Source organism: Brevundimonas huaxiensis (genome assembly GCF_014218725.1).
Classification (GTDB): domain Bacteria; phylum Pseudomonadota; class Alphaproteobacteria; order Caulobacterales; family Caulobacteraceae; genus Brevundimonas; species Brevundimonas huaxiensis.
In genome coordinates this window covers 1-13961 of record NZ_JABBJE010000006.1, presented here as the reverse complement: position 1 = coordinate 13961, position 13961 = coordinate 1, and the positions used below count along the sequence as shown (strand labels likewise).

11 protein-coding genes and 1 tRNA gene are annotated in these 13961 nt (G+C 67.4%); 7 read left to right on the top strand and 5 right to left on the bottom strand.

Annotated features, from left to right (window positions below):
- Window positions 1-133 precede the first annotated feature (133 nt).
- Window positions 134-2425, top strand: a complete 2292-nt coding sequence (locus HF680_RS11760) for a TonB-dependent receptor domain-containing protein (RefSeq protein ID WP_205196250.1) — start codon at window positions 134-136, stop codon at window positions 2423-2425.
- Window positions 2426-2446: 21 nt separating this feature from the next.
- Here HF680_RS11760 and HF680_RS11755 read toward each other — a convergent pair whose 3' ends face one another.
- Entirely contained in the window at window positions 2447-3088 is a 642-nt protein-coding gene (locus HF680_RS11755; protein ID WP_231576637.1) for a LysE family translocator, read from the bottom strand.
- A 173-nt stretch (window positions 3089-3261) separates the two neighbouring features.
- On the opposite strand from HF680_RS11755, the gene clpB reads away from it, so the two are divergent.
- On the top strand, window positions 3262-5850 hold the full coding sequence (clpB, locus tag HF680_RS11750) for an ATP-dependent chaperone ClpB (protein WP_185225204.1): 2589 nt from the start codon (window positions 3262-3264) through the stop codon (window positions 5848-5850).
- Between the two features lie 236 nt (window positions 5851-6086).
- A complete protein-coding gene (locus HF680_RS11745; protein ID WP_045811047.1) occupies window positions 6087-6425 on the top strand; it encodes a GIY-YIG nuclease family protein in 339 nt (112 codons plus the stop codon).
- Between the two features lie 393 nt (window positions 6426-6818).
- Here HF680_RS11745 and prmC read toward each other — a convergent pair whose 3' ends face one another.
- On the bottom strand, window positions 6819-7730 hold the full coding sequence (prmC, locus tag HF680_RS11740) for a peptide chain release factor N(5)-glutamine methyltransferase (RefSeq protein ID WP_045811073.1): 912 nt from the start codon (window positions 7728-7730) through the stop codon (window positions 6819-6821).
- A gap of 63 nt (window positions 7731-7793) precedes the next feature.
- Between prmC and HF680_RS11735 the strand changes: the two genes are divergently transcribed.
- Window positions 7794-9101 (top strand): YihY/virulence factor BrkB family protein, encoded by a 1308-nt coding sequence (locus HF680_RS11735; RefSeq protein WP_235968959.1) that lies wholly within the window; start codon window positions 7794-7796, stop codon window positions 9099-9101.
- Here the strand turns inward: HF680_RS11735 and hslU are convergent.
- Window positions 9091-10392, bottom strand: coding sequence for an ATP-dependent protease ATPase subunit HslU (hslU, locus tag HF680_RS11730; RefSeq protein WP_185225203.1), 1302 nt, complete (start codon window positions 10390-10392; stop codon window positions 9091-9093). The two genes, HF680_RS11735 and hslU, sit on opposite strands and share 11 nt — an antisense overlap.
- Window positions 10393-10577: 185 nt before the next feature.
- A complete protein-coding gene (ppa, locus tag HF680_RS11725) occupies window positions 10578-11138 on the bottom strand; it encodes an inorganic diphosphatase (RefSeq protein WP_039246191.1) in 561 nt (186 codons plus the stop codon).
- Between the two features lie 81 nt (window positions 11139-11219).
- Between ppa and HF680_RS11720 the strand changes: the two genes are divergently transcribed.
- Entirely contained in the window at window positions 11220-11963 is a 744-nt protein-coding gene (locus HF680_RS11720; RefSeq protein WP_317134059.1) for a DUF599 domain-containing protein, read from the top strand.
- A gap of 258 nt (window positions 11964-12221) precedes the next feature.
- On the opposite strand, the gene HF680_RS11715 is transcribed toward HF680_RS11720, so the two are convergent.
- Window positions 12222-13046, bottom strand: coding sequence for an N-formylglutamate amidohydrolase (locus tag HF680_RS11715; protein ID WP_185225202.1), 825 nt, complete (start codon window positions 13044-13046; stop codon window positions 12222-12224).
- Window positions 13047-13158: 112 nt separating this feature from the next.
- On the opposite strand from HF680_RS11715, the gene cpdR reads away from it, so the two are divergent.
- Both cpdR and HF680_RS11705 read left to right on the top strand, forming a co-directional pair.
- Window positions 13159-13515, top strand: coding sequence for a cell cycle two-component system response regulator CpdR (cpdR, locus tag HF680_RS11710; protein ID WP_017506825.1), 357 nt, complete (start codon window positions 13159-13161; stop codon window positions 13513-13515).
- 136 nt (window positions 13516-13651) lie between these two features.
- Window positions 13652-13726 (top strand) — tRNA-Val (locus HF680_RS11705).
- The last annotated feature ends 235 nt before the right edge of the window (window positions 13727-13961 follow it).

Below are 13961 nucleotides of genomic sequence, written 5' to 3'. Positions count from 1 at the left end.
AGTTCCCAGCTTGGCCACAACCGCGCCGTCTCGATGAAGAAGATGTAACTTTGCGATTCAAAGTAACGCCGATAGTCAGCCTTATCGACGGGCGCAAACAGACGCCCGCGCACTCTTTCAGGATCGCCGGGGCATGACCTCTTCCAAACTCGTTCTCATGCTGGGTGCGGCCGCCGTCGCCCTGCCCGGCGCCGCTCTGGCCCAGAACCAGACGCCGTCTCAAACCCCGCCGCCCGCCACGACCAGCCAGCCGGCCGCCCAGACCCCGGCGACGACGGCGCAGACGCCCGCGCCGCGCACTCAGACGGCCGAACCGGCCCAGCAACAGCAGCCCGCCAGCGTCGGCGACGTGGTCGTCAACGCCCGCGCCAATGACGTGCGCACCTCGATCGACTCGGTCAGCTACAGCCTGGCCAACGACCTTCAGGCGACGACGGGCAGTCTGGCCGACGCGCTGCGCAACGTGCCGTCGGTGGACGTGGACCCGGAGGGCAATGTGTCGCTTCGCGGCGACGCCAATGTCACTATCCTGGTCGACGGCCGCCCGTCGGGCATCCTGACCGGTCCCGGTCGCGGCCAGGCCCTGATCCAGCTGCCGGCCAGCCAGTACGCCCGCATCGAGGTCATGACCAATCCGTCCGCCGCCTATAGCCCCGAGGGTTCGGGCGGGGTCATCAACCTGATCACAAAGCCCACGGCGCCCAAGCCGGGCACCCAGACGACCGGCTCGCTGCGCGTCAACGTCGGCGACAACGGACGCTGGAACGCGGGCCTCAGCGGCTCGTACCAGAAGGATCGCCTGACCCTGTCGGGCGACGCCAGCTATCGCTCTGATCCGACAGAACTGACCTTCAACCGCGTCCGCGAACAGCTGGACCCGGTCACCGGCGCGGTGGTTTCGACCACGACCGTCGAACAGCCGGTCGAGTCCGAGCAGAACGGCGCCTTCGCCCGCTTCACCGCCGAATACAAGCTGGACGACAAGACCCAGCTGACCGGCGAACTGCGCGGCGTGGCCTTCGACGGCACAGGGTCGGGCGACGGCCTTTATGAAACCCGCAACGCCGCCGGCGCGGTGACCAGCGCCTATCGTCGGGTCGGCGATTCCGATTTCAGCTTCAACAACTGGGGCGCCACGGCGCGTGTGCTGCGCCGCTTCGACGGCGACGGCCACGAGTGGTCCAACGAGCTGCGCTACGATTCCAACGCCAACGACACCACCAGCCAGACCCTGACCACCTTCCTGACCCCGGCGGGTGCGGCCCTGTACGAACGGACCAACACGGAGGTCGATCAGGTCACCTGGGGCTTCACCAGCGCCTACACTCGCCCGATGTCCGACGGCGGCAAGCTGCGCCTGGGCTATGAGCTGAACGCCCAGCGGCCCGAGCAGGACGCCGAGTTCCTGCGCGGTCCCTCGCAGGCGGCCCTGGCGCCGGTCCCGGCCCTGAACAACCGCTTCGAAGCGACCCAGACGGTGCATGCCCTCTACACCACCTATGAGCGGCCGCTGGGCGAGAAGCTGTCGGCCCAGCTGGGGCTGCGGCTGGAACAGGCGGACATCGAGATCAAGGATCTGACCGGCGGCGCCTCGGCATCCCAGGACTATTTCCGCGCCTATCCGACCGCCCACGTCCAGTATCAGCTGACGCCCGAACAGACCCTGCGCGCCAGCTATTCGCGCCGCATCCAGCGGCCCCAGCCCAGCCAGCTGAATCCTTTCGTCGTCTATCAGGACCCGCTGAACGTCCGCTCGGGCAATCCGGATCTGGAGCCGCAGGAGACCGACAGCTTCGAGGCCATGTGGCAGATGCGAAAAGGCCAGAGCTTCTATCAGGCCACCGCCTATCTGCGGAACACCGACAAGGCCTTCACCGACGTGGCCTCCGACATCGGAGGCGGCGTCTTCCTGACCCGTCCGGAAAACCTGGGCTCGCGTCGCGACCTGGGCGTGGAGGCGACGGCGAACGGGCGTCTGCATCCGACCCTGCGCTACAGCGCCAGCGTCAACGTCTTCCGTCAGGAGATCGACCCGGGCGCTGTCGTCGGCGGCGGCGACCGCGAAGCGACCCTGGCCAGCGGCCGTCTCAGCCTGAACTGGCAGCCGACAGCCAAGGACTTCGTCCAGGTCTCCAGCTTCTGGCAGGGCGACAGCCTGTTGGCGCAGGGCCGGCGCGAGGCCGGCGGCATGGTCAATCTGGGCTATCGCAGAAAGCTGAGCGAGCAGCTGTCGTTCAACTTCACCGCACGGGACCTGTTCAACACCTTCAACACTACGACCATCTACGAGACGCCGCAGTTCCGCGAACGCTCGGAGCAGGACATCAAGCTGCGGGCCTTCTACATCGGCCTGACCTGGAACTTCGGCGGTCCGCGCCGCCAGCCGGAGCAGTTCGACTTCTCGACCGGCCCGACCGGGGGCTGACGGCCTGACGGGGACGCGGGCTCAGGTCCGCGTCTCCCAGGCCAGCCAGGCGGCGACCACGACCAGGCCGCCGGCCATCATCATGCGCAGGGCGCGACCCTGCATCCGGGGCGCCAGCCGCGCCGCGCCCGCGCCACCGATCACGATCAAACTGTGCACCAGGACGGCGACCGCCAGATGCAGGCTCCCCAGCGTCAGGGCCTGGCTCAGCGGCGCGCCGTAGTCGGGCCGCATGAAGGTCGGCAGCAGCGCCACATAGAAGACCGCGGCCTTGGGGTTCAGCAGATTGCCCATCAGGCCGCGCACGAACAGGCCGCGCAGCGAGCGCGCGTCCGGCGTGGGCGCCGCCTCGATCGTCGGCGCGCGCCAGGCTTCCCACGCCAGCCACAGCAGAAACAGCACGCCCGCCCAGCGCAGGCCCTGATACAGCGGCGGCCAGACGGAAAAGACCTCCGTCAGCCCATAGGCGGCCGCCAGCATCCACACCGCCAGCCCCAGGGTCACCCCCGCTACCGCCGCGAACCCGGCCAGCCGTCCCCGCGCTAGGGCGACCAGCGCCAGCCAGCCCATGTTCGGCCCCGGCGTCAGCTCGATCAGCCCCACGGCGATCAGAAAGGGGCCGACGACGGCGGGATCGACGGGCCAGGCGGAATGGGCGATCACGACGCGCTCCTGTTCGCCCGAGCCTAGGCGCGCGGCGGCGAAACGGACAGCCCCGAAAGCCGCCTTGCGGACCCCTTGTGTGACCCGATCGTCACACCCACCTCGATCTCAACGGCGTGCTGCTTAGCAGAGGGTGCGCTGAAATCCATCCGCCTCCCGAGGGGACCGACACCATGAATCTCGAACTCTATTCCGACCGCGCCAAACAGGCCGTCCAATCCGCCCAGTCGCTGGCGCTCGCCCGCCGTCACCAGCAGTTCGCGCCCGAGCATCTGCTCAAGGTGCTGCTTGAGGAGCGCGACGGCCTGGCCCGCAATCTGATCACCGCCGCCGGCGGCGACGCCCGACGCGCCGAGGCCGATGTCGAAACCGCGCTGAAGAAGCGCACCCAGGTCACCGGCGGCTCGGGCCAGCTCTATCTGGACGGCGACACCGCGCGCGTCTTCGCCGCCGCCGAGGAAGCCTCCAAGACCGCCGGCGACGCCTTCGTCACCACCGAACGGCTGCTGGCCGCGCTGGCCAAGGAAGGCGGGGTCGCCGCCGAGGTGCTGAAGGCCTCGGGCGTCACGGCCGACAAGCTGGAGGCCGCCATCGCCGAGGTGAGGAAGGGCAAGACCGCCGACAGCGCCGGCGCCGAAGACGGCTATGACGCCCTGAAACGCTACGCCCGCGACCTGACCCTGGCCGCCCGCGACGGCAAGATCGACCCGGTCATCGGCCGCGACGAAGAGATCCGCCGCACCATCCAGGTCTTGGCTAGGCGCACCAAGAACAACCCCGTCCTGATCGGCGAGCCCGGCGTCGGCAAGACCGCCATCGTCGAGGGCCTGGCCCTGCGCATCGTCAACGGCGACGTGCCCGAGTCCCTGCGCGACAAGACCGTCATGGCGCTGGACATGGGCAGCCTTATCGCCGGCGCGAAATACCGCGGCGAGTTCGAGGAGCGTCTGAAATCCGTCCTGTCCGAGGTCTCTGCAGCCGAAGGCGGCATCATCCTGTTCATCGACGAGATGCACACCCTGGTCGGCGCCGGAAAGGGCGACGGGGCGATGGATGCGTCCAACCTGCTGAAGCCCGCGCTGGCGCGCGGCGAGTTGCATTGCGTGGGCGCAACGACCCTGGATGAATACAGAAAGCACGTCGAAAAGGACGCCGCCCTGGCCCGCCGCTTCCAGCCGGTCATGGTCGAGGAGCCGACGGTGGAGGACACCGTCTCCATCCTGCGTGGCCTGAAGGAGAAGTACGAGGTCCACCACGGAGTGCGCATTTCTGACAGCGCGATTGTGGCCGCAGCCACTTTGTCCAACCGCTACATCACCGACCGCTTCCTGCCGGACAAGGCCATCGACCTGATCGACGAGGCCGCCAGCCGCGTGCGCATGGCCGTGGATTCCAAGCCCGAGGCCCTGGACGAGATCGATCGCCGCCTGGTGCAGCTCAAGATCGAACGCGAGGCCCTGAAGAAGGAGACCGACCAAGCCTCCCAACACCGTCTGGAAAAGCTGGAGGACGAGATCGCCGATCTGGAAGGCCAGTCCGACGACCTGACCACCCAGTGGAAGGCCGAAAAGGACAAGGTCGGCCAAGGCGCGCAACTGCGTGAAACCCTGGACCGCCTGCGCCTGGAACTCGCCAACGCCCAGCGCGCCGGCGATTTGGGCCGGGCGTCAGAGATCGCCTATGGCCAGATCCCCCAGATCGAAAAGCAGCTCGAAGAAGCCGAGGCCAACGAGACCAGCGGCAAGGGCCCCCTGACGCCCGAGGTCGTCGACGCCGAACAGATCGCCGCCGTCGTCAGCCGCTGGACCGGCGTGCCCGTCGACAAGATGCTGGAGGGCGAACGCGAGAAACTGCTCCAGATGGAGACCGCGCTCGGCGGTCGCGTCGTGGGTCAGGACGAGGCTTTGGCCGCCGTGTCCGACGCCGTGCGCCGCGCCCGCGCCGGCCTGAACGACCCCAACCGTCCGCTGGGCAGCTTCCTGTTCCTGGGCCCGACCGGCGTGGGCAAGACCGAACTGACCAAAGCGCTGGCCGACTTCCTGTTCGACGACGAGGCGGCCATCACCCGCCTGGATATGTCGGAATATATGGAGAAACACAGCGTCTCGCGCCTGATCGGCGCCCCTCCCGGCTATGTCGGCTATGACGAGGGCGGCGCCCTGACCGAGGCCGTGCGTCGTCGCCCCTATCAGGTCGTCCTGTTCGACGAGGTCGAAAAGGCCCACCCCGACGTCTTCAACGTGCTGTTGCAGGTGCTCGACGACGGCCGCCTGACGGACGGGCAGGGTCGCACCATCGATTTCAGGAACACCCTGATCATCATGACCTCCAACCTGGGCAGCCAGTATCTGGCCGATCAGGGCGAGGGGGACGATGTGGAGGCCGTGCGCCCCTTCGTCATGGACGCCGTGCGCGCCCACTTCCGGCCCGAGTTCCTGAACCGGATCGACGAGATCATCCTGTTCCACCGCCTGGGTCGCGACCAGATGGGCGGCATCGTCCGCATCCAGCTGTCACGCTTCGAGAAGCTGCTGGCCGACCGCCGCCTGACCCTGGACTTGGACGACAGCGCCCTGGCCTGGCTCGCCGACCGCGGCTACGACCCCGCCTACGGCGCGCGACCCCTGAAACGCGTCATCCAGAAGGATCTGGTCGACCCTATCGCGCGCAAACTCCTGGCCGGCGAGATCGAGGACGGCGGGGTGATCGCGGTAACAGCGGGCGAGGGCGGGCTGGAGATCGGTAAGATGCGGGTGCATTAGGACCATCCTTTCGTCATCCTCCGGCAAGCCGCGTCTTCGCGGCGCAGACCGGGGGACCCAGCGGCGCCGTCAGGCGAAATCTTTCCGCCGCACGATGCAGGAAGGCACGTCCGCGACAGGGTCGCGCTCTCGCGCGCCGCTGGGTCCCCCGGTTCCGCTGCGCGGCCCGGAGGATGACGAAAGGAGAGAGCGGCGTGCTGGATGACGAAAGAGGGCGTATGGCATAGGTTGTGCGGATGCCGACGCATCGGACGTTCATCGCGACCTACATCATGGCCAGCGGGCGCAACGGCACGCTCTATACCGGCATGACGGCGAACCTGGAGGCGCGGGTCTGGAAGCATCGCAGCGGCGTGTTCGACGGCTTCTCCGCTGCGCATGGATGCTCGCGGCTGGTCTGGTTTGAGCGGCACGCCTGGGTGGTCGAGGCCATCGCGCGCGAGAAGCGGATCAAGAAGTGGCTGCGGGACTGGAAGCTGAAGCTGATCGAGGCGGAAAACCCGGAATGGCGGGATTTGGCCGACGACTGGTTTCCGGTGAACGATCCGAACTGGCGACCGCCGGTTGAAGATTAACTTTCGTCATCCTCCGGCGCCCTCGCGAAAGCGAGGGGAGACCGGGGGACCCAGCGGCGCGCGTGAGCGCGAACCTGTCGCGGACGCGGTGTCGAAACATCACGAGTCGGATGGATCGCCTTCGGCGCCGCTGGGTCCCCCGGTCTGCGCCGCGAAGGCGCGGCTGGCCGGAGGATGACGAAAGAAGAGGTAGCCGTCTTAATCGAGATGGGTCCCGTCAACGATTTCAACACCCTGCCGCCCGCCAGCGTCATCCTCCTGCCCACGCTCCCAAAACCGTGCGATCCTGTCTCGGTTCGTCCGCAGGGGACGCAGTGCACGGCCGGGGAGGGGCAATTCAGACGAATTAGACGAATTAGACGGTGTTTTTGTCCGCCGACCGTCTGATCTCAGTCAGTCCTGCGGGATGGGATTGGTGCGCGGGTCCGGGCCGTTGGTGACGACGCGGTCGCGTTCGCCCAGGTCCTTGATGATCTTGACGTCGGTGAAGCCGGCGGCCTCGAACAGCGCCTTGACCTGCGGGCCCTGATCGAAGCCGATCTCGACGGCGAAGACGCCCAGCGGCTTCAGGATGCGTTTCACCTCGGGCGCCAGATCGCGATAGGCCTGCAATCCGTCCGGCCCGCCGTCCAGGGCCAGGTGCGGGTCGTGGTCGCGGACCTCCGGGTCCAGGGTCGCGATATGGTCGGTCGGGATATAGGGCGGGTTGGACAGCACCAGGTCGAAGCTGGCGTCGCCGAAGCCCGCGGCCCATTCGGTGCGCAGGAAGGTCGCGCGCTCGTTCAGGTCCAGGTTGGCGGCGTTCTCCTTGGCCACCGCCAGGGCCTCGGACGAGATGTCGGTGCCGACCCCGCGCGCGGCCGGGCGCTCGGCCAGAAGCGCCAGCAGGATCGCGCCCGATCCGGTGCCCAGGTCGATGGCGTCGAAGGCCTCGTTCTTGCCGAAGGCCAGCATGGACACGTCCATCAGGGTCTCGGTATCGGGGCGGGGGCTGAGGACGTCGGGGGTGACGTTCAGCATGATCTTCCAGAAGCCTTTCTTGCCGACGATGCGCGAGACGGGCTCGCGCTTCAGTCGGCGCTCGACCATGGCCTCATAGGCGCTCAGCTGGTCGGCGGTGATGGGCCGATAGGGGTCGGTCAGGATGTCCATGCGGCTGGCGCCGGCGGCGGCCTCCAGCAGCAGGCGGGCGTCGATGGCGGGGCTGTCGATGCGGCCGGTCTTCAGCCGGGCCTGCGCCGCCTTCCAGGCGGTCAGCAGGGTCGGGGCGTCGGTGTCGGACTTGGGCGTGATGGGGTCGGTCATGGGCGTTGATTGGCCCGCCCCGGTGCCGATTTCAAGCGCGACGGCAGGGAACGTCAGGCCAGCTTGACCGTTCGCGTCGGGATGACTGCGCGCCGCCCCTCCCGCCTCGCCCCGCTTCGCAACCTGTTCGCCCGGACGCCCAGGCCGGTCGAGCGCGGCCGGGTGTGGAAGTTCCTGGCCGCCGCCGCCGGAGGTCTGGCCGCCGGGGCCGGCGCCGCCCACCTGCTTTACAGCCAGGGGCACAAGGTCGGGGTCGAGCTGCGCGCCCCCCGCCCCGAACCCTTGCCGCCCAAGGTCCCCACGCCCGAGGACTATGAGGCCCAGGAGCCCGGTCGCGGCCGCATGGCCAAACGGCCCGAGCACATTCCGCACAAGGGCTGGTCCGACATCGTCTGGCGCACCGGCGGGTCCTACTTCGGCGACCGGGTCGGCTTCGTCGCCGGCGGCGTGACCTTCTTCACCCTGCTGTCGCTGTTTCCGCTCTTGGGGACGTTCGTCACCCTCTACGGCCTGTTCGCCGATCCGACCGACGCGTGGGGGCGGCTGCAGTTCCTCTACGCCCTGCTGCCCGACAGCATCGCCGAGTTCCTGGGCGGGGAGATGCAGCGGCTGGCCGAGAACTCCAACAGCCAGCTGACCTTCACCCTGGCCTGGACCCTGGCCCTGTCGCTGTGGACCGCCAACGGGGCGGTCAAGGTGCTGTTCTACGGGCTGAACGTCGCCTACCATGAGGTCGAGCGCCGCAATATCGTGCGCTACAACCTGATCTGCATGGTCTTCACCGTAGGCGCCATCCTTGCGGTCCTGCTGACCTCGGCGCTGGTGGTCGGCGTCCCGGTGGTGGTGCGGCTGTTCGGGCTGGAGGAGGAGTGGGGCCTGATCGCGCCGCTGCGCTGGCCGCTGTTGCTCGTCGGCTATGTCGCCGCCCTGACCGTCATCTACCGCTATGGCCCTTGCCGTCAGCGCGCGCGCTGGCGCTGGGTCACGCCGGGCGCGATCTTCGCGGCGATCCTCAGCCTGACCGTGTCCTTCCTGTTCAGCTGGTATCTGTCCAACTTCGTGCGGACCGACAGCTACGGCCCGCTGGCGGCCATGATGGGTTTCCTGCTGTGGACCTGGCTGTCGGTGCAGGTGATCCTGATGGGCGCCGAGCTGAACGCCGAGATCGAGCACCAGACCGCCGTGGACACGACAACCGGCAAGCCCCTGCCGATCGGCGAGCGGGGCGCCAAGGTCGCCGACAGCATCGGTCCGCGACGCGGCAACCCCGCCGCCCTAGCCTTCACCCAGCGTCATGCGGAGATGATGGCCGACCGGATCATGCGCCGCCCCAACCGCCACGCCGCCGGGGCGCCGACTGCTACAGAATGAAGCGGCTCAGATCGACGTCCTTGGTCAGGGCGTCCATCTTCTCACGCACCGCATCGCCGTCGAAGGTCACGGTCTGGCCCGACAGGTCCGAGGCCTTGAAGCTGGTTTCCTCGAGCACCCGCTCCATCACGGTCTGAAGCCGGCGCGCGCCGATGTTCTCGACCGCGCTGTTGGCCGCCACCGCTGCATCGGCCATCGCCTCGACCGCATCGTCGGTGAAGGTCAGGGTCACGTCCTCGGTCGCCAGCAGGGCCTGGTTCTGACGGATCAGATTGGCTTCCGGCTCGGTCAGGATGCGCTTGAAGTCGTCGCGAGTCAGGGCCTTCAGCTCGACCCGGATCGGAAGCCGCCCCTGAAGCTCGGGCAGCAGGTCTGAGGGCTTGGCGACGTGGAAGGCGCCCGAGGCAATGAACAGCACATGGTCGGTCTTCACCGGCCCGTATTTGGTCGAGACGGTGGTGCCTTCGATCAGGGGCAGGAGGTCGCGCTGCACCCCCTCGCGCGACACGTCCGCGCCGGACGCGCCCTGACGAGCCGCCACCTTGTCGATTTCGTCGAGGAAGACGATGCCTTCGTTCTCGGCCAGTTTCAGCGCCTCCTGCGTCAGGCTGTCCTGATCCAGCAGCTTGTCGCCCTCTTCGGCGATCAGGGGCGTCGTCGCATCGCGCACGGCCAGCTTGACGGTCTTGCTGCGCCCGCCGCCCATCTTGCCCAGCATCTCCGACAGGTTCAGCAGGCCGACGTTGCCGCCGCCCGGAATGTCCAGCCCCTGGATCGGCGAAGCGGTGTCGGCCAGCGAGATCTCGATCTCCTTGTCGTCCAGTTCGCCGGCGCGAAGCTTCTTTCGGAAACTGTCGCGCGTCGCCGGCCCCGCGCCGGGTCCGACCAGGGCGTCCAAAATCCGGTCCTCGGCGGCGGCCTCGGCCTTGGCCCGCACGTCGCCGCGCCGGCGCTCGCGCACCATGATCAGGGCGCTTTCGACCAGGTCGCGCACGATCTGATCCACGTCGCGGCCGACATAGCCGACCTCGGTGAACTTGGTGGCCTCGACCTTCAGGAAAGGCGAGCCGGCCAGCCGCGCCAGCCGGCGCGCGATCTCGGTCTTGCCGACGCCGGTGGGGCCGATCATCAGGATGTTCTTGGGCGTCACCTCGTCGCGCAGGTCCGCCGGCACGCGCTTCCTGCGCCAGCGGTTCCGCAGGGCCACGGCGACGGCGCGCTTGGCGTCGTTCTGGCCGACGATGTAGCGATCCAGTTCGGAGACGATCTCGCGGGGGGTCAGTTCAGTCATGCGACGCAGATAGGAGAGGCCGAACCGTTGCGGGAGAGGGGCGGGGCGTCGCAGCGTGATTTTGAAGCCGGGGCTGCCGACTATGCCTCCTCCGGGCTCGGCGCGGCGGCGATAGCAGATCGCCCAGCGAAAAGGCGTCCCCCGATCGGAGGACGCCTTAAGGCTTCAAGCGCTCGTCGCTAGTATCAGGCGGCGTTGGCGGCCTTGTTCTTGGCCAGCTTGTCCTGGTGGGCCTGCATGCCCTTGGCGATCAGGTCGGCGGCTTCGCCGGCGTCGCCCCAGCCCTCAACCTTAACCGACTTGCCCTTCTCCAGGTCCTTGTAGCGGGTGAAGAAGTGCTCGATCTGCTCGATCAGGATGGCGGGCAGCTGACGATAGCTGGCGATCTCGGTGTAATAGGGGTTCAGCTTGTCGACCGGCACGGCCAGGATCTTCTCGTCGCCGCCGGCTTCGTCCACCATCTTCAGCACGCCGATGGGGCGCGAACGGATGACGCAGCCCGGAACGACCGGCGTCGGGTTCAGCACGATCACGTCGCAGGGGTCGCCGTCGTCCGACAGGGTGTGCGGCACGAAGCCGTAGTTGCCCGGATAGTACATGGCCGTGTGCAGGAAGCGGTCGACGAACAGGGCCCCCGATTCCTTGTCCATCTCGTATTTCACCGGCAGGCCGCCTTGCGGGATTTCGATGATGACGTTGATGTCCCAGGGAGCGTTCGGGCCGACGGGAATGGCGTCGAGGTTCATGGCGGGGTCTTTGCTGCGACTGCGAAACTTTGAAAGGCGAAGGGTGATAGGCTCCCCGGCCCGTCACGGCAAGGGCGACCTGTGGCGAAGGCCCGCGCGGGCGGGCTTGCGTCGCGGCGCATCATCGCGGACATCTGGATCATGACCTGGACCGATTGGGCGGCGCTGGCCCTCTTCTTCATCTGCTGGCTGGGATACAGCCCCATCCTGGCCTTCATCAGCCGGAAGGGCGGCTCGCTGAACCAGGACATGGAGCATGTCCGGGCGGCCTGGATGCAGTCCATGACGCATCGCGAGATGAAGCTGATCGATAGCCAGCTGATGGGCCATTCGATCAACTCCGCCTCCTTCTTCGCCTCCACCAACCTGCTGTTGATCGCGGCGGTCGCGGGCATCCTGTTCGGCGGCGAAAGCGCGCTCCAGGGGTTCGCCGCCGTCGGGGCCGAAAACGTGCCGATGAAGATTCTGGAGGCCAAGCTGGCGCTGGTGCTGATCTGTCTGGCGCGCGGTTTTCTGGATTTCATCTGGGCGCTGCGCCAGATGAACTACGCTCTGGCGCTGATCGGCGCGGCGCCGGAGATCCACACCAAGACCGACCGCAAGGCCTTCAGCGAGGCGGCGGGCCAGCTTTTGAACCCGGCGCTCAGTTCCTTCAGTCAGGGTGTGCGCGGCTATTATTTCGCCCTGGCGGCGGCGGCCTGGCTGTTCGGACCGCTGTGGCTGGCGCTGGGCGTCGCATCCTCATTCGGCCTGTTGATCTATCGCCAGGAGGCCTCGCCCGCCGCCCGCGCCATCCGCAACGCACGGCGGCTGCTGGACAACTGATCCATCCCTTCGCAGTTGCGAAATCGAACGCCCGTCCGACTTTGGTCGAAAGAGCGCCGTCTTGTCAGGCGATCCGCCATATTTGCGTAACAAGGCGTGACCGACCGGGCGCGCATCGGCCTTGACCCATTGTGCATCGCAACCTAAGTTGACCTCTGACGCCTCCGGGCGTCTTGCCCTTCCTGGGCGTTTCCTCCCTATAGACTTTTAATGCCGCACCCTCGGGTGCGGCTTTTTTTTGATCTGATCAGCGATCAGTCAGGCCGACCAGTCGTCTGCGCACAGGGCGGCGATCACGCGCGACAGGGCCTTCTGCGTCTTGGCGTACGCCGCGTTGGTGGCCAGCGTCGTCTCGTCCAGATAGAGTTTGCGGCTCAGCTCGATCTGGATGGCCTCATAGCCCTCGTCAGGACGGCCCCAGCTCTGGGTCGACCAGCCGCCGGCGTAGGGATGGTTCTGCGCCACGCGCCAGCCCAAGCCCTCGAACAAATCGCGCAAACGCCGGCTGAGTCGCGCACTGCAGGCCGAGCCGTAACGGTCGCCCAGCACGACGTCGGCCCCGACGGCGCGCGCCGGCATCGAATGCCAGTCGACCAGCACCGCGCGTCCGTGCGTTGCGCGCGTCGCCTGCATCCGTTCGCCCAGGGCCTGGTGATAGGGGGCGTGAACCCTGGCGATGCGGTGTCTGGCCTCCGCCAGCGTCAGCCGGCGCGCATAGAGCGGCGTCCCGTCGCCGGCCAGGCGGGGGATCACGCCATAACCGGCGGCCGTCTTGGCCCCGACCGGTCCATTCAGATCCGCGATCAGGGCCGGGTCCAACTCGGACGGATCGCGGTTCAGATCGACATAGGCCCGGCCGATCCGGCCTTCGATCAGCGCGGCGCCTCTGTGCGGTCCTTCTGCGACCAAGTGCCCGACCAGGGCGTCCTCGGCGCTTTTCAGGCTGGCGCGCGACAGACCCGGCGCGGCGCCCATGTCGTCGGGATAGAGGTCGCCGGAGTGGGGCGAGGCGAACACCAGCGCCGTCGCGGGCGCGTCCGCCGCAGGGGCGGTGATCGAAAAGCTGTCGCCGCCGTCGGTCATGCCCCCGCTTAGCGCGTTTCGCTGTGGAAGGAAGTCGGCTGAGCGGTGAATTTCATCGGCGGTTTACCGTTCGGGCTCTAGGTTTGCGGTCTGTTTCAAAGGTGTTTTTCGAATGGCGCGTATTCTCCTGGCCGAAGACGACGGTTCGCTGCGCGGATTTCTGACGCGCGCGCTGGAGCGGGCAGGCCACCAGGTCATCGACTGCGAGAACGGCGACGACGCGATCGACGCCCTGGAACACGGTCCCTACGACCTGCTGCTGACCGACATCGTCATGCCGGGCGCTGACGGGATCGAGGTCGCTCGCGTCGCCGCCGCCCGCCAGCCCGGGCTGCGCATCATGTTCATCACCGGCTTCGCCGCCGTCGCCCTGACCGCCGCCCAAGCCACGCCGGACGCCAAGGTGTTGTCCAAGCCCGTCCACCTGCGCGATCTGGTCAATGAGGTCGAGCGGATGGTCGCCGCCTGACCCTTCGCTGCGACTGGGCCGAGCGGTGTTCGGCGAGAAATCGCATTCTTGCCGCTAAATCGGCTTGATGCCGACCGGCCTCGCCGCTATACGACCGCTCTTCCCGCTCCGAAGACGTTTTTCGGAGCCCTACGGCGGATGCGTAGCTCAGCGGGAGAGCACCTCGTTGACATCGAGGGGGTCACAGGTTCAATCCCTGTCGCGTCCACCATTTCCTTCAATGATTTAGCTGGTCCTCGGCCAGAGCCGCTGGCCAAAAACTGCCCAGGAACTCGGGCGTGGTGACGGCGTGTCGGCAGCAGTTTGTCGATCGGCAATCGCTGACGGTGCGTCCAGCACCCGCTACAGACTGAGGCTGTGTGAAAACGCCTCCAGCTCGAGCGAATTAGCTTATTCTCCCGAGGTCAGCAGGAGGTGGGTATGGGCCGCTTCGTTCAGGGTGCAGA

What these genes read in the sequence shown, in the direction of transcription:
- prmC (WP_045811073.1), bottom strand. Translation starts at nt 7,730, where the DNA reads ATGACCGACCCCATCACGCCCAAGTCCGACACCGACGCCCCGACCCTG.
- hslU (WP_185225203.1), bottom strand. Translation starts at nt 10,392, where the DNA reads ATGACTGAACTGACCCCCCGCGAGATCGTCTCCGAACTGGATCGCTAC.
- HF680_RS11715 (WP_185225202.1), bottom strand. Translation starts at nt 13,046, where the DNA reads ATGACCGACGGCGGCGACAGCTTTTCGATCACCGCCCCTGCGGCGGAC.
- clpB (WP_185225204.1), top strand. Translation starts at nt 3,262, where the DNA reads ATGAATCTCGAACTCTATTCCGACCGCGCCAAACAGGCCGTCCAATCC.
- HF680_RS11760 (WP_205196250.1), top strand. Translation starts at nt 134, where the DNA reads ATGACCTCTTCCAAACTCGTTCTCATGCTGGGTGCGGCCGCCGTCGCC.
- cpdR (WP_017506825.1), top strand. Translation starts at nt 13,159, where the DNA reads ATGGCGCGTATTCTCCTGGCCGAAGACGACGGTTCGCTGCGCGGATTT.
- HF680_RS11745 (WP_045811047.1), top strand. Translation starts at nt 6,087, where the DNA reads ATGCCGACGCATCGGACGTTCATCGCGACCTACATCATGGCCAGCGGG.
- ppa (WP_039246191.1), bottom strand. Translation starts at nt 11,138, where the DNA reads ATGAACCTCGACGCCATTCCCGTCGGCCCGAACGCTCCCTGGGACATC.